19 protein-coding genes are annotated in these 18,910 nt (G+C 65.3%); 10 read left to right on the forward strand and 9 right to left on the reverse strand.

What is annotated here, in order from left to right; all coding sequences use genetic code 11:
* Positions 1-2: 2 nt before the first annotated feature.
* The 5 genes from ACKTSM_RS01715 to ACKTSM_RS01735 are packed head-to-tail and all read right to left on the reverse strand — an operon-like array spanning position 3 to position 4,415.
* Positions 3-578, reverse strand: a complete 576-nt coding sequence (locus tag ACKTSM_RS01715; RefSeq protein WP_407875422.1) for a gamma carbonic anhydrase family protein — start codon at positions 576-578, stop codon at positions 3-5.
* Positions 575-1,132, reverse strand: coding sequence for a GNAT family N-acetyltransferase (locus tag ACKTSM_RS01720; protein ID WP_407875423.1), 558 nt, complete (start codon positions 1,130-1,132; stop codon positions 575-577). The genes ACKTSM_RS01715 and ACKTSM_RS01720 overlap by 4 nt, the downstream gene beginning before the upstream one ends.
* Positions 1,125-1,682, reverse strand: a complete 558-nt coding sequence (locus tag ACKTSM_RS01725; protein WP_407875424.1) for a GNAT family N-acetyltransferase — start codon at positions 1,680-1,682, stop codon at positions 1,125-1,127. The genes ACKTSM_RS01720 and ACKTSM_RS01725 overlap by 8 nt, the downstream gene beginning before the upstream one ends.
* Complete coding sequence (hemB, locus tag ACKTSM_RS01730; RefSeq protein WP_407875425.1) at positions 1,675-2,670, reverse strand: porphobilinogen synthase; 996 nt, start codon at positions 2,668-2,670, stop codon at positions 1,675-1,677. Before hemB ends, ACKTSM_RS01725 begins: the two co-directional genes overlap by 8 nt.
* A 32-nt stretch (positions 2,671-2,702) precedes the next feature.
* The gene (locus ACKTSM_RS01735; RefSeq protein WP_407875426.1) at positions 2,703-4,415 is read right to left on the reverse strand and encodes a M23 family metallopeptidase; all 1,713 of its coding nucleotides are present in this window, start codon (positions 4,413-4,415) and stop codon (positions 2,703-2,705) included.
* 337 nt (positions 4,416-4,752) lie between these two features.
* On the opposite strand from ACKTSM_RS01735, the gene ACKTSM_RS01740 reads away from it, so the two are divergent.
* From ACKTSM_RS01740 to ACKTSM_RS01765, 6 genes are all read left to right on the forward strand, one after another.
* Complete coding sequence (locus ACKTSM_RS01740; RefSeq protein ID WP_407876391.1) at positions 4,753-7,359, forward strand: helicase-related protein; 2,607 nt, start codon at positions 4,753-4,755, stop codon at positions 7,357-7,359.
* Complete coding sequence (locus ACKTSM_RS01745; protein WP_407875427.1) at positions 7,356-7,652, forward strand: S4 domain-containing protein; 297 nt, start codon at positions 7,356-7,358, stop codon at positions 7,650-7,652. The genes ACKTSM_RS01740 and ACKTSM_RS01745 overlap by 4 nt, the downstream gene beginning before the upstream one ends.
* A gap of 95 nt (positions 7,653-7,747) precedes the next feature.
* Entirely contained in the window at positions 7,748-8,086 is a 339-nt protein-coding gene (gene fdxA, locus ACKTSM_RS01750; protein WP_407875428.1) for a ferredoxin FdxA, read from the forward strand.
* A 279-nt stretch (positions 8,087-8,365) separates the two neighbouring features.
* Positions 8,366-8,902 (forward strand): CarD family transcriptional regulator, encoded by a 537-nt coding sequence (locus tag ACKTSM_RS01755; RefSeq protein ID WP_407875429.1) that lies wholly within the window; start codon positions 8,366-8,368, stop codon positions 8,900-8,902.
* 172 nt (positions 8,903-9,074) lie between these two features.
* Positions 9,075-9,884 carry a head GIN domain-containing protein gene (locus tag ACKTSM_RS01760; protein ID WP_407875430.1) on the forward strand — a complete coding sequence of 270 codons (810 nt, stop codon included), beginning with the start codon at positions 9,075-9,077 and terminating at the stop codon, positions 9,882-9,884.
* A gap of 60 nt (positions 9,885-9,944) precedes the next feature.
* The gene (locus ACKTSM_RS01765) at positions 9,945-10,277 is read left to right on the forward strand and encodes a hypothetical protein (protein ID WP_407875431.1); all 333 of its coding nucleotides are present in this window, start codon (positions 9,945-9,947) and stop codon (positions 10,275-10,277) included.
* 10 nt (positions 10,278-10,287) lie between these two features.
* On the opposite strand, the gene ACKTSM_RS01770 is transcribed toward ACKTSM_RS01765, so the two are convergent.
* Positions 10,288-11,235 carry an L-threonylcarbamoyladenylate synthase gene (locus ACKTSM_RS01770; RefSeq protein ID WP_407875432.1) on the reverse strand — a complete coding sequence of 316 codons (948 nt, stop codon included), beginning with the start codon at positions 11,233-11,235 and terminating at the stop codon, positions 10,288-10,290.
* Positions 11,236-11,302: 67 nt separating this feature from the next.
* On the opposite strand from ACKTSM_RS01770, the gene ACKTSM_RS01775 reads away from it, so the two are divergent.
* The gene (locus ACKTSM_RS01775) at positions 11,303-13,045 is read left to right on the forward strand and encodes an acyl-CoA dehydrogenase (protein ID WP_407875433.1); all 1,743 of its coding nucleotides are present in this window, start codon (positions 11,303-11,305) and stop codon (positions 13,043-13,045) included.
* A gap of 4 nt (positions 13,046-13,049) precedes the next feature.
* On the forward strand, positions 13,050-13,889 hold the full coding sequence (locus tag ACKTSM_RS01780) for a DUF815 domain-containing protein (protein ID WP_407875434.1): 840 nt from the start codon (positions 13,050-13,052) through the stop codon (positions 13,887-13,889).
* On the opposite strand, the gene ACKTSM_RS01785 is transcribed toward ACKTSM_RS01780, so the two are convergent.
* Positions 13,886-15,367, reverse strand: a complete 1,482-nt coding sequence (locus tag ACKTSM_RS01785; protein WP_407875435.1) for a PQQ-dependent sugar dehydrogenase — start codon at positions 15,365-15,367, stop codon at positions 13,886-13,888. The genes ACKTSM_RS01780 and ACKTSM_RS01785 overlap by 4 nt on opposite strands.
* A 49-nt stretch (positions 15,368-15,416) precedes the next feature.
* Here ACKTSM_RS01785 and ACKTSM_RS01790 point away from each other — a divergent pair, with 49 nt between their 5' ends.
* On the forward strand, positions 15,417-15,914 hold the full coding sequence (locus tag ACKTSM_RS01790; protein WP_407875436.1) for a GAF domain-containing protein: 498 nt from the start codon (positions 15,417-15,419) through the stop codon (positions 15,912-15,914).
* 253 nt (positions 15,915-16,167) lie between these two features.
* Positions 16,168-16,971: a hypothetical protein gene (locus ACKTSM_RS01795; RefSeq protein WP_407875437.1), complete on the forward strand. Its 804-nt coding sequence runs from the start codon at positions 16,168-16,170 to the stop codon at positions 16,969-16,971.
* 127 nt (positions 16,972-17,098) lie between these two features.
* Here ACKTSM_RS01795 and ACKTSM_RS01800 read toward each other — a convergent pair whose 3' ends face one another.
* Together ACKTSM_RS01800 and ACKTSM_RS01805 are read right to left on the reverse strand one after the other, a co-directional pair.
* A complete protein-coding gene (locus tag ACKTSM_RS01800; RefSeq protein ID WP_407875438.1) occupies positions 17,099-18,088 on the reverse strand; it encodes a ParB/RepB/Spo0J family partition protein in 990 nt (329 codons plus the stop codon).
* Positions 18,085-18,861 carry a ParA family protein gene (locus ACKTSM_RS01805; protein WP_407875439.1) on the reverse strand — a complete coding sequence of 259 codons (777 nt, stop codon included), beginning with the start codon at positions 18,859-18,861 and terminating at the stop codon, positions 18,085-18,087. Before ACKTSM_RS01805 ends, ACKTSM_RS01800 begins: the two co-directional genes overlap by 4 nt.
* Positions 18,862-18,910: the final 49 nt, after the last annotated feature.

The raw sequence follows: 18,910 nt of genomic DNA on the forward strand, positions 1-18,910 counted from the left end.
CCCTAGCCCAGCGCAGCGGCGACCGCTTCGCTGTGGTGTTTGGCGTTCTCGGCATAATGGGCAACGCCCACGCGCATTCCGGCAATCGCGGCATCGCTGAGCTCTTTTAACCGCTTGGCCGGGCGTCCGGCCCACAACTCGCGCTCGCCCATCACCTTGCGTTCGGTCAGCATCGCTCCGGCTGCCAGCATGGCATCGCTGGCGATCACCGCCTTGTTCATCGCGATCGCGCCCAGCCCGACAAAGCCGCGGTCGTGTATCGTGCAGCCATGCACCATCGCCATGTGGCCGATCAGAACGTCGTCGCCGATCACCAGCGGCGAACCTTCCTCGTCGCCAGGGCGCGGAGGATCGCAATGGAGGATCGAGCCGTCCTGGACATTGGTGCGTTCGCCGATGCGGATGGTGAAGACATCGGCGCGCACGACGCAATTGTACCAGATCGAGGAACCTGCCCCGATCTCGACATCGCCGATGATCGTTGCTCCCGGCGCGATGAAGGCGCTTTCGTGGATCACCGGGGTCTTGCCGTGGATCGGGATGATGTTCGCGCCGGGATGCGGGTTGGTGGTGTTCATCGGTGCTCTTTCCATTGCTTGGCGGTCAGCGAGTACTGGATCGTCGGATTGTCTTCGGACGGGAAGGCCGGGTCATCGAAATCGAGATCTTCGCGCCGCTCCATCCCGAGCTTTTGCATGAGCTTCCAGCTTGCCGCGTTGGCGGCGCTGGTGAGCGCGACGACATGCGGGGCACCAACGCGGCCGAAGGCCCAGTCAAGCACCGCGCGCATAGCCTCTTCGGCGAGACCTTGCCGCCAGCGGTCTTCTCGCACCAGCCAGCCAATCTCGTGGGTGCCGACATTCGGCGCGAGCGGGTTGTCGACCCGCTTGATCCCGCAATGGCCGACCATCTCGCCGCTCGCCTTCTCGATCATGAACAGGAAACTGAAGCCTTCGCGCGCGTAGGATTGCATCGCCTTGGCGTGCTTGGCCTCGATCTCGTGCAGTTCCTTCACCCCGCCAAGATGCGCCATCACCGCCTCGGTGTTAAGCAGGCGGTACTGCTCCTCGGCGTCTTTTTCGTCGATCGTGCGCAGGACGAGCCGCTCGGTCTCGGCGATGATTTCAGGCATTAGTCGCGGCCCAGGCATCGCGCGCGAGCGAGTAGACAATGACAGGGCCGTAATCCTGCGCCCACATGGTCTCGGGAAAATCGAGATCGGGACGGCGGGCCATTCCGAGCCGTTCCATCAGCCCCCAGCTTGCCTGGTTGCCCTCGACCGTAAGCGCGATGATCTCGTCCGCTGCGAACCGTTCGAACCCCAGCGCCAGGCTGGCTTCGGCGGCTTCGCGGGCATAGCCCTTGCCCCAGGCATCTTCGCGCAGGCGATAGCCGAGCTCGGTCATTCCCAGGGGCCCTGCCTCTTCGGTGCAGCGCTTGAGCCCGCAAAAGCCCAGCACCGCGCCGTCGGACCGGCGCTCGACGACCCAGAACGTGTGCCCGAAATCGCGATCGTAGCGTTCGAGCCGCGCGCGTGCGTCCGCCCTGACCTGCTCGTCGGCCACTCCGCCAAGCCAGCGCATGACAGCCGGCGTGTTCGTGCCACGCCAGAACGGCTCCCAGTCCTCCTCGCGCCAGTCGCGCAGGACCAGCCGCTCGGTCTCGTGGCGAAAGTCAGCCATTGAGGAGGCGCGCTGCCACAGGCGCGTGATAGGTCAGCACCCCGCTGCATCCGGCGCGTTTGAAGGCGATCAGCTTTTCCATCAGCAGCGCATCGCGGTCGCCCGCGCCAACGCTTTGCGCGGCCTCGATCATCGCGTATTCGCCGCTCACCTGGTAGGCAAAGACCGGCACGCCGAAGCGCTGTTTCACCCGGTAGATGATGTCGAGATAGGCAAGGCCCGGCTTGACCATCACGCTGTCGGCGCCCTCGGCAATGTCGAGCTCCACCTCGCGCAGCGCCTCGTCGCCATTGGCAGGGTCCATCTGGTAGCTTTTCTTGTCGCCTTTGAGCAGGCCGCCCGAACCCACCGCATCGCGGAAAGGACCGTAGAAGGCGCTCGCATATTTGGCGGCATAGCTCATGATCTGGACATTGCGATGCCCACCCATTTCGAGCGCCATGCGGATCGCGTGGACGCGGCCATCCATCATGTCGGACGGGGCGATGATGTCGGCACCGGCCTCGGCCTGGTTGGTCGCCTGGTCGACCAGCACCGCGACCGTCTCGTCATTGAGGACATAGTCGGAATCGTCGACCAGGCCGTCCTGCCCGTGGCTGGTATAGGGGTCGAGCGCGACATCGGTGAGCACGCCGAGATCGTTGCCGCACGCTTGCTTGATCGCGCGGATCGCGCGGCACATCAGGTTGTCGGGATCGTGCGCTTCGGCCCCGTCATCGCTACGCTTGTCGGCGGGCGTATTTGGAAACAGCGCGACTACCGGAATGCCGAGTTCGACCGCTTCTTTCGCGCGCGCGACGATCCCGTCGATCGACCAGCGCGACACGCCCGGCAGCGTCTTTACCGGGTCCTCGACCCCCTGGCCCTCGGTGACGAATAGGGGCCAGATCAGGTCGGAGGGCGTCATCACGGTTTCGCGATGGAGATCGCGGCTCCAGCGGCTCGCACGGGTGCGGCGCATGCGGATATTGGGGTAGCTGGCACTCATGCAGGCGGACTTGCCCCAAATCGGGCGCGTGATCAATTCGCTCGGGCGCGGCGCTGAGCGAGAGCGATCTTCTCGATTTCGCGCAGCGGCTCGTCGGTCTCGGTCTCGAGTGGTTCGAGATCTTCGAGCGCGGCTCCGGGTTCGACCTGTTTCAGCTTGATCAGCTGGCGACGGAAATCGATGAGCTCGGTGCCCGACAGCACCGCGCGGGTGACGAAATCGACGCTCGCGGGATTGATCGCCCGGCCGCGGCGGTACATCTCGTAATGGAGGTGCGGGCCGGTCGAGAGGCCGGTCGAGCCGACATAGCCGATGACCTGTCCGCGCTTGACCTGCTGGCCGCGTCGCACCGCCATCCGGCTCATGTGGCAATAGCGGGTCTGGAGCCCGCCGCCATGATCGAGCTTCACTGCGATCCCGCAGCCGCCCGCGCGCCCGGCCGATTGCACGCGCCCATCGGTGACCGCGACGATCGGGGTCCCGTGACGCGCACGGAAATCCATCCCGGAATGCATTCGCCGGTAGCCGAGGATCGGGTGGCGGCGCATGCCATAGCGCGAGGAGATCGAGCCCGGCACCGGGGCGACGAGCCCACGGCGCTGCTCGCCGACACCCGACGCTTCATAAAACTTGCCGTCCTCGCCCCAGCGCATCAGCTGGGTCCTGGCCTCGCCGTCGCGGTCGATCCCGGCATAGAGCAGGCGGCCAGCCTGGCGCTCGCCGGTTGCGGCGCGGCGATAGGCGATGATGATATCAAACTCGTCCGAGGCGCGCACTTCGCGGTCCATGTCGATCTGCTCGTCCACGGTGCGCAGGAAATCCTGCACCGCGCTTGCCGGAACCCCGGCGGCACGCATCGAGCGGTAGAGACTCGCGCCGACCTTGCCGCGCACGCGCAACGGCGTGTCATCGACCCGGATCACGTTGCGCGCCAACGAGAGCGTTCCGCCCTCGCCGGTGATCGCGTCGGCGGCCTGCCGGGTGAATTCGAGTTCGAGATCGAAGCGGGCGCGGAACTTGAGCGCATCGAGCGGGCGCGGCGATTGCGAATCGGGCCTGCGGCCGAGCACGAGGTCGACCTGGGTCCCCGGCTCGATCTCGCCGAGCGGCATGGCATTGCCGATCATCGCGCTGACTTCGCCGATATCGCGTGCCGAAACCCCGGCGCGGCGAAGCATGCTGGCAAAGCTGTCTCCCGGCGCGAGCGTCGCGATGCGTTCGATCTGCGGACGTTCGGGCGCGCTTGCGAGAGGAATGACCGCTTCGGTCGGGCCCATCCGCCGGCCGCTGTCTCCGCCGAGCGCGAGCGGCATGATCATCTGGCTGCGAAATTCGTCACGAATATCCTCGCCCCCGGGCATTGCAGAGCGTGCTTCGAGCGGTGCCATGCTGGGCCAGAAGGCGAGCGCGATAGCGCCGAGCAGGACCATCGTGCCGAGGCCGCGAAACCAGCGGCGGCTGCCGATGTTCTCGGCAAGGTCCGGGGCAAGGTCGAGCGCGGCAATCCGATCTTCGGCCGCGATCTTCCATTCGTCGTAGCGTGCACGCCAGCCACTGACCCGTGCAAGCACCTGGCGGCGGGCTTTTTGCGATTTCGTCGCCGGAGCAAGCCCACGCGCATTGCGCAGGATCGGCGCCAGTTCGCGCGCGGTCTGGTCGTCTATCGAAAGCGCGTGTTCAGGGTGGTCGGAGAACGGTTCCGACAGATGGCGATCGTCTCGCGAAGGATCAGCGTCGTGTTCCAACAGTCTGCCCGATTGATTCGATTGCGTTCTGGCGCGTTTGCGCCGGCCGCAGCCAATGCGCAGGGTTTTGCCCGATCATGGTAAATGTCTACTTAACCCGCGATCAGACGAGTCCCTGCTGCGATAAGGTGTTTTGCCTAGGGGTCCAATCCCTTGTTCGCCTTCCCGGTCGCGCGCCTGCCGCGGCTGATCGCACTCGCGCATTGCCCGCGCGCGCCAAGCCTGACAAGACGGACGCGTGAACTCCGCGCGATCTGACAGGCATGGCGACCCGGGCCGGGTCCGGGCGGTGCTCGGCCCCACGAATACCGGCAAGACGCATCTCGCCATCGAACGGATGTGCGCGCATTCGAGCGGGATGATGGGCTTTCCGCTGCGACTGCTGGCGCGTGAAGTCTATGACCGCGTGCGCGCGATCAAGGGCGACGCGGCGGTGGCGCTGATCACCGGCGAGGAGCGGATCGAACCGCCGCAAGCGCGCTATTTCTGCTGCACGGCCGAAGCGATGGATCGGCTCGGCTCGGGTGCGAACGGGCGCCACGCCTTCGTCGCGATCGACGAGGCGCAGATCGGGGCCGATCCCGAACGCGGCCACATCTTCACCGATCGCCTCCTCAATGCGCGCGGCCGCGAGGAAACCATGATCCTGGGCTCGGCCACGCTTGAACCGATCGTGCGCCAGCTGATCCCGGGCGCGGAAATGATCGAGCGTCCGCGTTTCTCGACGCTCACCCATGGCGGCACCACCAAGCTTTCACGCCTGCCACCCCGCAGCGCGGTGGTCGCGTTTTCCATCGAGCAGGTCTACGCCATGGCCGAGGCCCTGCGACGCTTTCGCGGCGGGGCGGCGGTGGTGATGGGCGCACTTTCACCGGAAACGCGCAACAAACAGGTAGAATTGTTCCAGAATGGTGAAGTCGACTACATTGTCGCCACCGATGCGATCGGCATGGGGCTCAATCTCGATCTCGATCATGTCGCCTTTGCCGCGCTGTCGAAATTCGACGGGCGGCGAAAACGCCGGCTTATGCCAGCCGAGATGGCGCAGATCGCCGGGCGCGCGGGACGTCACCAGCGCGATGGCTCGTTCGGAACGCTGTCTGGCGGTGGATCGCATTCGGGAGCCCCGCTCGAATTCACCGAGGAAGAAATCTACGCGATCGAGGAGCATCGCTTCGCCCCGCTCACCCACCTGTTCTGGCGCGACGCCGAGCCGCGCTTCGACACGCTCGGCACGCTGATCGCCGATCTCGAGGCGCGACCCGACGACCCCGCCCTGCGCGGCGCACCCGAAGCGATCGACCTCGCCGTGCTCAAACGGCTTGCAGGCGAACCGATCGGCGAAACGGTGCGCGGACGCGCGGCAGTCAGGCGCTTCTGGGAGGCCTGTTCGCTACCCGATTTCCGCCAGCTCGGGGTCGATCCGCATGCGCGCTTCGTCGCGAGGCTCTGGCAAGATCTCGGCAATGGTTACCTAGGCGCCGATTTCGTCGCCGCGCGGATCGCCGAGCTCGACCGGCCCGGCGGCGGGATCGATGCCCTGCAGGGAAGGATAGCCGCGATCCGATCATGGGCCTATATCTGCCAACGCCCCGACTGGGTGCTCGCCCGCGACGAGATGGCGGCGCGCGCCCGCGCGGTCGAGGCGCGCCTGTCCGATGCGCTCCATGCGCGGCTGACCGAACGTTTTGTAAACCGAAGGACTACGATCTTGATGAAATCCCTGGGACAGGATGGCAGCGCGCTTCCCGTCACGCTCGAAGACGATGGCCGCCTAGCGGTCGAAGGCGAAACCATCGGGAGGCTCGACGGGTTTCGCTTCTCGGTCGATCCCGAGGCCGGGCTGGCCGATCGCAAGATGCTGCTGGCGGCAGGCGAAAAGGCGCTGCCCGGGATCCTCGCCCAGCGCGCGGACCAGCTGCTCGCCGCCGGGATGGACGACCTTTCGATCGCCAAGGGTCAGCTGCGCTGGCAAGGCCACGAGCTTGCCACGATCAATCTGAGCGACGACACGTTTGGGCCCCGCCTCGAATTCGCGCGCGAGATCGCGGCCCTTCCCGATGCGGCGCGCACCCGGCTCGAAACCGGCCTGCTCGCCTGGCTGGAACAACGGCTCGAACCGCTCGCCCCCTTGCGCAAGCTCGCCGCAGCAGCGCGCGATCCCGAGGCGGGAAGCGAGGCGCGCGCCTTGCTGATCACCCTCGTCGATGCGCGCGGGGTCGTCAGCCGCGAGAAGGCCGGGCTTGAACACCTGCCCAAGGAAACGCGCCCCTTCCTTCGCAAGCTGGGGGTAACCTTCGGCGCGCTCGACGTGTTCGCGCGCGACCTGCTCAAACCAGCACCGCGGCAATTGCTCCACGCGCTTGGCCTCGACAAGCGACCGCTTCAGGACACGATGTTGCCGGTCCTTTCCGAAAGCGGGGCGATCCCTGCCGGTTACCGGCTCGCGGGCAGCCAGCTGATCCGGGTCGACCTGGCTGAAAAGATCCTGCGCAGCGCATTCGAGGCGCGCGCGAAGGCAAGTGACAAGACCGCCAAGGCGCGCTCTCCGCGATTCCGGCTCGATCTTGCCTTGCCGATCTCGATCGGGCTCGAGGAGGACAATGCCCGCCGCCTGCTCGGCAGCGCAGGTTTTCGGGTCCAGCGCGCCCGTCCGCTGGCCGATGACGCGCACGGACCCGCCGCACCCGACAGCTGGACCTGGCGCCCCCGGCGCGCTGGCGAAGATACGCGCGCCCACCGGCGCAAGGCCCAGAGCGACCGGAACAAGGACAAGGCTCGCGATGCCGGGAGAGGGAAGGCCGGGCGCGGATCGGGCGACCGGCCGCGCGGCGCCAAGAAACCGGGCCGCAAACCCGATCGCAAGCCTGACCGCAGGCCGGACCACGGTCCGGCCCGTGCCAGCGGTGCTTTCGATCAGCTGGCAGACCTCCTGCGCAAATGAATCGCGATGCGGGGACCGGTAGTGCAACCGATTGCCTGCGCATCGACCGGCTGCTCGTCTATCTGCGCTTCGCCCGCACCCGCTCGGCAGCGCGCGCGCTGATCGAATCGCGATCGCTGCGCTGCAATCGCAAGCGGATCGAACGGGTGAGCGAAACGGTTTGCGTCGGAGACGTTCTCACGCTGATGGTGGGGAACGAAGTGCGGGTGATCGAGGTTCTAAGACTGCCTGCGCGCCGAGCTTCGCCCGCGCTCGCAGCGCAGCATTACCGCGAGCGCGACCCGCACGCTTGACCGCCGGGGCTAATTGCCCTTAGCAGCGCCGCCTATCTGGCTTGCCTGTCAGGACCCGCTTCCGGCCCTGCTGAAACGATGGTGAAAGAGACCGAATGACCTACGTCGTCACCGAAGACTGCATCAAGTGCAAATACACCGACTGCGTCGAAGTTTGTCCGGTCGACTGCTTCTACGAAGGCGAGAACATGCTGGTCATCAATCCCAGCGAATGCATCGATTGCGGGGTGTGCGAACCCGAATGCCCGGCCGAGGCGATCCTGCCCGATACCGAGGACGGTCTTGAAAAATGGCTCGAGCTCAACACCAAGTTCTCGGCCGAGTGGCCCAACATCACCGGCCAGAAGGACCCGCCCGCAGATGCTGACGAGCACAAGGGCGAAAAGGGCAAATTCGAGAAGTATTTCAGCGCCGAACCTGGCCAGGGCGACTGATCCAAGCAAGCCCTGGTGCCGCGCCGCGGGATGCGGCTCGGACCGCCGCGCAGGTGCGATAGACCATAGACTCGCAATTTTCTTGCGAATGTGGTATATAATCGGTCAACCGCGCCGCAATGCAACGGCGCTGGCGAGATTAACCAGGAAGGTCACCCACCAGCACAGCCGATCGGAGGGCAATGATCGCGCTCCTGCCTCTTCCCGAAGGAAGGCCAGGACCGCGGGGCCCGAGATGACCGTTCGCCGATGCCGGGAGACCGCGAGAAAGGAACTTGCATGGCAAGCAAAGCGCCCGCCTTCACTGTTGGCGATTATGTTGTGTACCCCAAGCATGGCGTTGGCCGCGTGATCGAACTTCAGAACGAAGAGATCGCCGGCATGCAGCTCGAATTGTATGTCCTGCGCTTCGAAAAGGAACGCATGACTCTGCGCGTTCCGGTGAACAAGGTCGAATCGATCGGCATGCGCAAGCTGTCGAGCGACAAGACGCTCAAGGAAGCGATCGAGACCCTCAAGGGCAAGCCCAAGGTCAAGCGCACCATGTGGTCGCGCCGCGCGCAGGAATACGAGGCGAAGATCAATTCGGGCGAAATCGTCCTGATCGCCGAGGTCACCCGCGACCTGTTCCGTCCCGACGACCAGCCCGAACAGAGCTATTCGGAGCGGCAGATCTTCGAAGCGGCCTCGAGCCGCCTCGCCCGCGAACTGGCAGCGATGGAAGAAACCGACGAGGCCACCGCGCTCGAGAAAATCCTCGAAGTTCTGCGCGAACACGCCCCGCAATATTACGACAACGACGAAGACGACAAGTAGTCGTCATCGCCTTGGACAAGGAAGGGCCGTCCCGCGCAGGGGCGGCCCTTTTCGCATCTCTTTTGCGCCCTCAGGCGAACATGGGCGCCGCCCTCCCAAGTTATATCTTGGGTTGCGCCGGCTGGCCGGGTGTATTATCTCGGCAATACGCTTTGACCGAGGAGATATTCGCATGCTTGCCTGGATTGCCAAACGCGCAACCCCGATCGCCGCGCTCGTCCTGGGGTCCAGCCTGACGGGCTGCGCCTACATGGACGATTGGGACGATGTCGACGGGGTACCGCTCGCCGAACTCGACCTGTCGCAAGACACGCTCGACACCATCAGCCTCGCGGGACCCGACAGCGTGATCATCGCCACCGGCGACACGCTGGCGATCTCGCTCGAGGGTGACAGCGCAGCTGGAGAAGCGCTGCGCTTCGACCACGAGGATGATCGCCTCTCGATCGCGCGTGACCGGAAGGTTTATGACGGGAGCGGCCGCGCGGTGGTGCAGATCACCATGCCGCCCGCCGCGAACCTGGAAATTGCCGGGAGCGGGACCATCACCGCCGATCGCATCGCCGGCAATGCCGAGCTCGAGATCGCCGGTTCGGGCGATATCGCCGTCGCCGATGTCGATGCCGAGCGGCTGGAGGTCGAGATTGCTGGTTCGGGAACCGTGCGCGCATCGGGCAGTGCCGACATGGTCCATATCGAAATCGCCGGTTCGGGCGACGTTCTCCTTGCAGCGCTCAGCGCCGAAGATGTCACGGTCGAGATCGCCGGCTCGGGCGATGTCGAGGTCGCCTCTGACGGCCGGGTCACTGCCGAGATCGCAGGGTCAGGCGATGTCGTGGTGGTCGGCTCGGCGACCTGTTCGGTGCAATCGGCCGGATCGGGTTCGCTCACCTGCCGCCCCCGCCCCGATGGCGATGTCGCGGCTGGCTCCGGCTCGGATGGGGACGAAGCCAATGACGAGGATGCTGGCGCCGAAGACTAGCGCGCTCGCACGGGGCATTCCCCACTTGCATTCGCTGGCCGGGCGCGCATGGTGATAATCATGCGCGCCCGTTTGCTTGTCATCGCCACCCTTGCCCCGCTTGCCCTGACCGGCTGCATCGTCAAGACCGCAGCCGATATCGTCACGGCCCCGGTCCGGGTGGGCGCCAAGGCGGTCGACCTGGCCACCACCAGCCAGTCCGAGGCCGACGAGGCGCGTGGACGTGAGATCCGCCGGCGCGAGGAAAAACTCGCGCGGCTCGAGCGGCAATATTTGCGCGAGGCGGAAAATTGCGCCGACGGCGACAGGGGGGCCTGCCGCGACGCCGAAGAAATCCGCGAAGAGATCGAGGAGCTGTTGCCGACCGTGCCGGTCGAGCGCGACGATCGCTGACGTCTCGGCGTCAGCGCGATGCCGCGCGGCGCAGGCGGTCATTGATCGCCCGGCCTATCGCGGTTTCGGGAATGGGCGCGATGCAGATCGCTTCGGCGTCTGAGGCAGCGGCGTCGTGCAAGCAGTCATACAGCCGTGCCGCCGCTTCGTTGAGATCGCCCGAGGCCGACAGGTTGCAGTCGCCGTCGACCGGCCCGAAGCCGATCTTGAACTCTCCATGTGCGCAATCATTTGCGCCGAGGCGGATGGGCTTTCCCGGTGAATAGTGGCGGGTCATCTGGCCTGGCGCCTCGATGGCATCCTCGTTGCGCGCGCTCTGCGGACCGAGAATCCGTTCGAGCGTTTCGCGGGTTACGGGACCGGGACGCAGCAATTGCCAATCGCCATTCTCGCGCAAGGCGACGATGCTCGATTCAAGACCCTGCTGGCACGGGCCCGCATCGAGCACCAGCGGGCAGGCGCCGGCGAGCGAATTCGCGACGTGATCGGCGCGGGTCGGACTGACCTCTTCGCTGCGATTGGCAGAAGGCGCGGCGAGCGCGAGGCCCGAGCCCTCGAGCACGGCGCGCATCACCTTGTGCGCGGGTTGGCGGATCGCGATGGTGCCAAGCCCGGCGGTGACCGCTCCGGCAATCGCGGCTCCGGAGCGCAGCGGCAACACGAGGGTCAGCGGTCCGGGCCAGAATCGCTCGGCAAGATCGCGCGCGCGATCGTCGAAATGCGCCAGCGTCTCGGCCGCTTCGAGGCTTGCGACATGAACAATCAGCGGGTTGAAGTCGGGACGACCCTTGGCGGCGTAAATCCCGGCCACCGCTTCGGCACTGTCGGCGCGCGCGGCGAGGCCATAGACGGTCTCGGTAGGAACCGCGACAAGGCCTCCGCCTTGCAGGATTCGCACCGCGTGTGCGATCGCCTCGGCATCGGCCGGGCGCACTTCCGTAGCGTTCTTGCCGGTCATCCTGTGCGCGCTATATCTGCTTGGCGCCAAATCCAAGCACACTTTTGCCCGATCGAGGATCCTCTCCATGACCCCCTACACCCCCCCGACCCAGGACCAGCTGCTCGCGATCCGGGTGAATGCCGGGATCGACGAGCTCGCCCGGAGCGAGAAATTTGCCGCTGCCGAAGCGGACCTGGTAGAGGCAATCGTTGCCGGGGTCGGCGAATTCGCGGCCGGGGAATTCGCGCCGCTCAACCGTGTGGGCGACCTCGAAGGTGCGACGCTCGAAAACGGCGTCGTGCGCCTGCCAGACGGGTTCAAGGCGGCATATGATGCCTATGTCGAACAGGGTTGGAACGCGATCGCCAGCCCGGTCGAGTTCGGCGGACAGGGTTTGCCCTTCATCCTGTCGTGCAACGTGCTTGAGAACCTGGGTGCGGCCAACATGGCGTTTAACCTTTTGCCGATGCTTTCGGTCGGCGCGATCGAGGCGCTCGAGCATCACGGCAGCGAGGCCCAGCAGGCGCGCTATCTCCCCGACCTTGTCAGCGGCAGGTGGTCGGGCACGATGAACCTCACCGAACCGGCCGCCGGCAGCGATGTCGGCGCGCTGCGTGCCACCGCGGAACCGATCACCGAGGGCGAGCATGCGGGCAAATACAGGATCGCAGGCCAGAAGATCTACATCACCTGGGGAGATCACGAGCTGGCCGAGAACATCATTCACCTCGTCCTCGCCCGTCTTCCCGACGCGCCTGAGGGGTCACGCGGGATATCGCTCTTCGTGGTTCCCAAATATCACGTCAACGCCGATGGTTCGCTCGGGCCGCGCAACGACCTGCGGCCGGTGAGCCTCGAGCACAAGCTCGGGATCAACGCCTCGCCCACCTGCGTCATGAGCTATGGCGACAACGGCGAATGCATCGGCGAACTGGTGGGCGAGGAGAACCGCGGACTGATGGCGATGTTCACGATGATGAACAATGCGCGGATCAATGTCGGCAACCAGGGCGCACAGATTGCCGAGCGTGCCACCCAGCAGGCCATCGCTTTCGCCACCGAGCGCGTGCAATCCGCCCGCGCCGGGTCGCCCGACAAGAGCCCGGTCGCGATTATCGAACATCCCGATGTCCGCCGGATGCTGCTACGGATGAAATCGCTGACCGAGGGCGTGCGCGCGCTGCTCTATTACTGCGCGGGCCAGGTCGATCGCGGCGCGCTCGGAGACGAGGCGGCAAAAGCGCGCTCCGAGGTGCTGGTTCCCATGCTCAAGGCCTGGGGCACCGACGTGGGGGTCGAGGTCGCCGGGATCGGGATCCAGGTCCATGGCGGGATGGGCTTCGTCGAGGAGACCGGCGCCGCACAGCATTGGCGCGATTCGCGCATCGCCCCGATCTACGAAGGCACCAACGGCATCCAGGCCGCCGATCTCGTGACCCGCAAGCTCGGGCTCGACGGCGGCAGCGCGATCACCTTGCTGTTCGATGACATCGCACGCGAAGCCGGTGATGCGCCAATGCTCAGGGATCTTGCCGAACAATGCGGCGCGGTCGCGCGTTGGATGCAAGATGAAGCAAGCCTCGATGACAGGCTCGCGGGAAGCGTACCGTTCTGCACGATGGCGGCAGTCGCGGTTGCTGGCTGGCAGCTGCTGCTGCAGGACCGCGCCGTCTCCGAAGGCAAGGCACCCGCTCTTGCCGAGACCAAGCCGGTGACTGTGCGCTTTTTCCTTGAACGCATCGTGCCCGAGGCGCGCGGTCTGAAAGCCGGTGCAATGGCAGGAGCGGACCTGCTTTATACACTCCCGACCGAAAAACTGGCGGTCTGACCGCGTGGATGTGTCGCGCGACCTGCTCGAGCGAATAGCGTCCGCGCTCGACCGGCTCGCGCCGCCCGACGCCTCGGCGACTGACTGGACGGCGCACCCGGCCTATCTTTTCGATGAGCGGGGCATCCGCGGGCTCGAAAGGTTCGACAGCCTGCCACTGGAAACCTTGCGCGGGATCGACAAGCAGAAATCCGCGGTCACAGAGAATTTGCTACGATTGTCGCAAGGAGTGGCATCGCACGACATGCTGCTCTGGGGCGCGCGCGGCATGGGAAAATCGGCGCTCATTCGCGCGTCCGTCGCCAGGGTGCAGTCGGACGGTCCGGGAGCTCTCGCTCTGGTGCAGGTTGCACCGGGCGCTATACGCGAAATCGCCGGACTGGTCGCCGCGCTTCATGACCACAAGCGCAGTTTCGTCATCTTCATCGACGATCTGGGCTTCGGTGAGGGCGAAACGCAGACCCAGTTCGCGCTGCGCAGCCTCCTCGATGGGGGTATCATGGCGCGGGGTACCAATATCCGGCTCGCGGTGACATCGAACCGCCGCGCCATCCTGAGCCGAGGGGAAGACGAAGTCGAAGCGCTTCATGCGGGCGAAGAGCGCGACAATGCGTTGGCTCTGGCCGACCGGTTTGGGCTGAAGCTCGGCTTTCACCCCTGCAACCAGGCGACCTATCTCGACATGGTGCGTGCCTATACCGATCCCGCCGACCTGTCGTTCGACGAGACCGAAGCGCTCGCCTGGGCGATCGCGCGGGGCAATCGTTCGGGCCGCACCGCCTACCAATATGCCTGCGAGATAGCCGGACGGGCGGGCCGCGGCGACCCTGCCGCCGCGCGCTAGTCTACCCGTTGTCCAGCCTGCTGGCGCAGGTAATCTTCCTCGAAACTGGCGCGCGGATCGACAAGTTCGCGCTGCGGCCGCAGCGGATCGCCGGTGACGCGGGCAATCGCATCGCCGGGCGTGCTTGTGGGCGCCATGACCCGCCAGATGATGCCGGCAGTGTCGTCGCTGACCAGAAGCGAGCCATCCTCTGCCCATTCGACCCAGGTCGGCCTGCCCTTGGTCGTGCCATCATCGTTCAGGAAGCCGGTCAGGACGGGAATCGGCGAGCCGGTCGGATTTCCGCGCGCGTCGAACGCGACATAGACAACGTCGTATCCCGATGGCGGCTTGCGGTTCCACGAGCCGTGGCGCGCGATGAAGGCGCCGCTGGCCATGGCATCACCCATGCGGTGCCCTTCGCGCGTGAAGACGAGGCCAAGCGCGGCGACATGCGGCCCGAGCGCATATTCGGGATTGCGCACATAGCTGCTCAGGAAACGCGGCATCGGCGCATCCACCCGGCGGTCGAAATTGTCGTAGAAATAGATCCAGGGCCAGCCGTAATTTGCGCCGACCGGGACATTGGTGAGGTAATCGGGGACGAGGTCCGAACCCAGCATGTCGCGCTCATTGACGGTCGTCCACAATTCGCCGCTCCACGGGCTGAAATCGAGCCCGTTGGGATTGCGCAACCCGGCAGCGAAGTGGCGCGCGGCGCCGGTTGTGATGTTGTATTCCCAGATCTTGGCGCGCCCTTCCTCGATCGCCATGCCGGATTCGCCGATATTGCTGACCGATCCGACCGCTATGTAGATGCGGTCGCCGTCGGGATGGACTTCGATATTGCGCATCCAGTGGCCACCGCCCGGCGGCAGGTCGAGCAGCTTGCGCCCTTCGCCTGCGACAGCCAGATCGCCCGGCGTGTAATCGAAGGCGAGCAATGCATCGTGATTGGCGACATAGAGCGTGCCATCGGCCCAACTCATGCCCGAAGGACTGTCGAGCCCGTCCAAAATAACCTCGCGGATCTCGGCAACACCGTCCCCATCACCGTCGCGCAAGAGCACGACCTGGTTGGCCGGTTCACCGTCAGCGCCGGCCTGCGAGAACAGATAGCTTGCTACCCAGCCCCGGATCATCCCCATGATCCCGTCATCGCCGCCACCTTCGCTTGCCGGCTTGCCGGTCAGGGTGACGAGCACATCGCCATTGGGAAGCGCATGAAGCACGCGCGGATGGTCGAGCCCCTCTGCGAAGCGATTGACCGCCAGCCCTTCGCCCGGGACCGGCGCTTCGCCATCGTCCCAGCCGACCGGCTCGGCGATCTGCACCGTCGGAAAGGTCTCGGGATCGGGTTCCTCGAGCGTCGGTTCGACCCCGGTCACTGCCTCGACGCTCAGTCCGGCCGTGTCCCCGCGCGTCAGGAAATACAGCAAGATGCCGAGCGCCACGGCAAAAACGAGGAGAGCGATTGCGATCTTGCGGAAAATAGCCATGTGGTGCGAGATAGGTCAGCCGCAGCCTTGCGACAACAGGATTAAACGCATGTACGATTTCCGCCCCGATCCCGCGCTCGAGCCAGCCGAGCGCTACCGCCAGTTGCACGATGCCGCCGCTGCGCTGACAGAGGGCGAATGCGACTCGGTTGCGAACATGGCCAATGTCGCGGCGTTGATCTGGGAATACGTGCCCGCGCTCAACTGGGCCGGGTTCTACCGGGTCGGTGCGGCGCGCGATGGCTCAGCTGAGCTCGTTCTCGGCCCTTTCGTGGGACGGCCCGCCTGTATCCGCATACCGATTGGCCGCGGGGTCTGCGGTGCCGCAGCCGCCGAAGGCAAGACCCAGCTGGTCGAGGACGTTCATGCTTTTCCAGGTCACATCGCCTGCGACGCGGCGAGCCGGTCCGAACTGGTCGTGCCGGTGCTGCGCGGTGGCGAGGTCATCGCGGTGATCGACCTCGACAGCCCTGATCCAGCGCGTTTCACCGCCGATGACGCTGCGGGCATCGAAACGCTTTCGGGCCTGCTGGCCGACCGGATCTAACCGCGCGCAGATCACGGATTTCCGCCCCGAAACGAGACATTACGCCAGCGCGCCTTGGTCGCCGGCGCAGGTGAATGGTAAAACCGATGTTAAGCCCATTCTTTGCAGGCGAGCGCGAGTCGCGCTCCAGTTCCGGGGGAACATAATGACTCACTCCACCACTCTTCCCGCATTTGTGCGCGGTCTTGCCGCCGCTTCGGCGGTTTGCGCATTGTGCGCTCCGCTTGCTGTAAATGCGCAGGTCACAGCGCCGATGTCCCAGGCCGAAGTCGAAACGCTTCCCGAGGAATACCGCAGCGCTCCGACCACCGAGGAATACACCGAGACCACGGTAGGTGCCGACGGGGTCGAGACGATCACCCGCACACGCCGAATCGAGCGCATGGGCCACCCTGCCACATCGGCGCATCCCGCTTACCCTGCCGCAACCTATTATCAGACAGCCTATGCCCCTGCCGCGGGCGTGTTTGAGCGCGAGGAATGGATCGCGGAATGCGAAGAGCGTACCGATGGCCGCGGTGATCGCGAAAAAGGCGGAATCATCGGCGGTTTGCTCGGAGCGATCGCGGGCGGAATCATCGGCAACCGTGTTGCTGATGGCGAGCGCCTTGCGGGCACCTTGATCGGCGTGGGAGCAGGCGGCCTCGCTGGTGGTCTGCTCGGAAGCCTGATCGGCGGCGGCCGGGACGAACGCGGGGAATATGACTGCGAGGCAGCGCTTGACGCCTACCTTTCGCAACATGGTCAAGGCCATGCCATGCCGGTTCGCTACGCGGCACGCTCGATCCCTGCATCCTACCCTGCCTATGCGCCAGCCGCTCCGGCCTATGGCTACGGCTATTCCTACGCGCCCGCTTACAATTACGGCTACACATATCAGCCACCGCAGCAGGTGGTCTACGTGCCGGTCCGCTACGAACAGCCGCAGCGCGTGATCGTGCGCGAGACGGTTCGAGAAGAAACCGTGCCCGGAGCTGCTCGAACGATTCCGGCACCGCCGCGCGCTGCGCCACCTACCCCGGCCCCGCGCCAGCCGCGCTATATCAAGGGCAATTAGGGCGCCAGCGCGCAGCCGCCCGAAGTTGCGCGGCGCGACTTTTCGCCTGGTAGAAAACGAAAAAGCGGCCGGAGCGCGAGATGCTTCGGCCGCTTTTTCGTGGGCAAGTGGCGGTTGCGCCGGTTGGCTAGAACTCGCCCCCGGTCAGGCGCTGGCATAGCAGGTCTAGCTGGTCCAGCGTGTTGTAGCGAATCGTCATCGCGCCCGAACGCGGGTCCTTGTCCGCCTTGATCTGCACCTTGAGCCCGAGATATTCCTCCAGATGGCGCTGGACCGCGGCGATATCGGCATCTTCGGCACTCAATGCGGCGGCATTGCGGCTGTCGCTGTCGCCCTTGACCGCTTTTGCGACCTTGCGGACCATCTTCTCGATTTCGCGGACGGAGAGATTTTCGTTCACCGCCTTGCGCGCCAGGGAGGCTGCGTCTTCCTGCCCGATCAGCGCGCGCGCATGCCCCATCGACAATTTGCCCGCCTCGACCAAATCGAGCACCGCCTCGGGAAGACCTAGCAGACGCTGGATGTTGGCGACGTGACTGCGCGATTTTTCGACCATCCGGGCGATTTCGGCCTGGGTCATCCCCTCGTCGTCTGCGAGCCGCTGATAGGCGCGCGCTTCCTCGACCGGATTGAGATCTTCGCGCTGGAGGTTTTCGATCAGGGCAAGCGCCATGACCTCGCGGTCATCGAGCTCGCGCACCAAGGCCGGGATCTCGTGGAGCCGCGCTCTCTGTGCCGCGCGCCAACGGCGCTCACCGGCGACGAGCTGATACCGGCCACCACCTTGAGGGCGCACAATAACCGGTTGAATAACCCCGCGTTTTGCGATCGACGCCGCAAGTTCCTCGAGCGCGTTCTCGTCGAAGTGCTTGCGCGGATTGCCCTCCAGCGGCTCGATCGCCGTCACTGCCAGCGATTGTAGCGGTGAAGTGGCGGTGGCGGGCGCTCCGGACACAGAGTCGGTCTCATCGCCATTACGGGACGACGAGCGGACCAGCGGTTCTTCGCGCTTCGTTTCACCCAGAAGCGCGCCCAGACCCTTGCCGAGCTTTTTCTTGCGGTCTGCCGGGCTGCGTTGCGGAACCGAAAGATGGATGGGATCGGTTGATTTGGTCATGCGGCCTGCCTTTCGGGTGGGAAGCGCCCGATCAATTCACGTGCGAGCGCGATATAGGCGCGGCTGCCGGTGCAAGAATGATCATAGACGAGCGCCGGCAGACCGTGGCTTGGTGCCTCGGAAAGCCGGACATTGCGAGGGATGACGGTTTCGAACACGAGACTGCCGAGACAATCGCGCACGTCCTCGGCGACCTGGTCGGTGAGCCGGTTGCGGCGGTCGAACATGGTCAGGGCGACCCCGATGATGTCGAGCCGCGGATTGAACCGTTGCTGGACCCTCTCGACCGTCTGCAGCAGCTGGCTGAGGCCCTCTAGCGCGAAAAATTCGCATTGAAGAGGAACGAGCAGAGTATCCGCCGCACAAAGCGCATTAAGCGTGAGCAAGCCCAGCGACGGAGGGCAATCGATGAAGCAGATATCGTGACCCGAATGGTTGGTGAGAGCGCTGCGAAGGCGTGCAGTCCGCTCCTCGACCGAAACCAGCTCGACTTCCGCGCCGCTCAGATCGACCGTGGCCGGAACGATATCGAGCCCGGGAATGCTTGTCCCGACAAACGCCTCATCGATCGGAACCTCGTCGACCAGAAGATCGTAACTCGACACATCGCGCGCATTCGCCGCCACACCCAGTCCTGTCGAGGCATTGCCCTGCGGATCGAGATCGATGAGTAATGTGCGCCAGCCGGTTGCGGCCATTGCGGTAGCCATGTTGATCGCGGTGGTGGTTTTTCCCACCCCGCCCTTCTGATTGGCGATAGCGATCGTCAGCATGGCGCGTTTCCCGTCTTTGCCCCGTGCGGGGGCGTCGGTTTGCGTCGGG

It is taken from the genome of Qipengyuania nanhaisediminis, assembly GCF_045862805.1.
Lineage (GTDB): Bacteria > Pseudomonadota > Alphaproteobacteria > Sphingomonadales > Sphingomonadaceae > Erythrobacter > Erythrobacter nanhaisediminis_A.

Excerpts from the sequence above, each read along its gene's own strand:
- ACKTSM_RS01725 (WP_407875424.1), bottom strand. The coding sequence starts at position 1,682 with ATGGCTGACTTTCGCCACGAGACCGAGCGGCTGGTCCTGCGCGACTGG.
- ACKTSM_RS01800 (WP_407875438.1), bottom strand. The coding sequence starts at position 18,088 with ATGACCAAATCAACCGATCCCATCCATCTTTCGGTTCCGCAACGCAGC.
- ACKTSM_RS01755 (WP_407875429.1), top strand. The coding sequence starts at position 8,366 with ATGGCAAGCAAAGCGCCCGCCTTCACTGTTGGCGATTATGTTGTGTAC.
- ACKTSM_RS01775 (WP_407875433.1), top strand. The coding sequence starts at position 11,303 with ATGACCCCCTACACCCCCCCGACCCAGGACCAGCTGCTCGCGATCCGG.
- ACKTSM_RS01770 (WP_407875432.1), bottom strand. The coding sequence starts at position 11,235 with ATGACCGGCAAGAACGCTACGGAAGTGCGCCCGGCCGATGCCGAGGCG.
- ACKTSM_RS01760 (WP_407875430.1), top strand. The coding sequence starts at position 9,075 with ATGCTTGCCTGGATTGCCAAACGCGCAACCCCGATCGCCGCGCTCGTC.
- ACKTSM_RS01745 (WP_407875427.1), top strand. The coding sequence starts at position 7,356 with ATGAATCGCGATGCGGGGACCGGTAGTGCAACCGATTGCCTGCGCATC.
- ACKTSM_RS01715 (WP_407875422.1), bottom strand. The coding sequence starts at position 578 with ATGAACACCACCAACCCGCATCCCGGCGCGAACATCATCCCGATCCAC.
- ACKTSM_RS01765 (WP_407875431.1), top strand. The coding sequence starts at position 9,945 with ATGCGCGCCCGTTTGCTTGTCATCGCCACCCTTGCCCCGCTTGCCCTG.
- ACKTSM_RS01795 (WP_407875437.1), top strand. The coding sequence starts at position 16,168 with ATGTCCCAGGCCGAAGTCGAAACGCTTCCCGAGGAATACCGCAGCGCT.
- ACKTSM_RS01785 (WP_407875435.1), bottom strand. The coding sequence starts at position 15,367 with ATGGCTATTTTCCGCAAGATCGCAATCGCTCTCCTCGTTTTTGCCGTG.
- ACKTSM_RS01805 (WP_407875439.1), bottom strand. The coding sequence starts at position 18,861 with ATGCTGACGATCGCTATCGCCAATCAGAAGGGCGGGGTGGGAAAAACC.
- ACKTSM_RS01720 (WP_407875423.1), bottom strand. The coding sequence starts at position 1,132 with ATGCCTGAAATCATCGCCGAGACCGAGCGGCTCGTCCTGCGCACGATC.
- fdxA (WP_407875428.1), top strand. The coding sequence starts at position 7,748 with ATGACCTACGTCGTCACCGAAGACTGCATCAAGTGCAAATACACCGAC.
- hemB (WP_407875425.1), bottom strand. The coding sequence starts at position 2,670 with ATGAGTGCCAGCTACCCCAATATCCGCATGCGCCGCACCCGTGCGAGC.
- ACKTSM_RS01790 (WP_407875436.1), top strand. The coding sequence starts at position 15,417 with ATGTACGATTTCCGCCCCGATCCCGCGCTCGAGCCAGCCGAGCGCTAC.
- ACKTSM_RS01740 (WP_407876391.1), top strand. The coding sequence starts at position 4,753 with ATGTGCGCGCATTCGAGCGGGATGATGGGCTTTCCGCTGCGACTGCTG.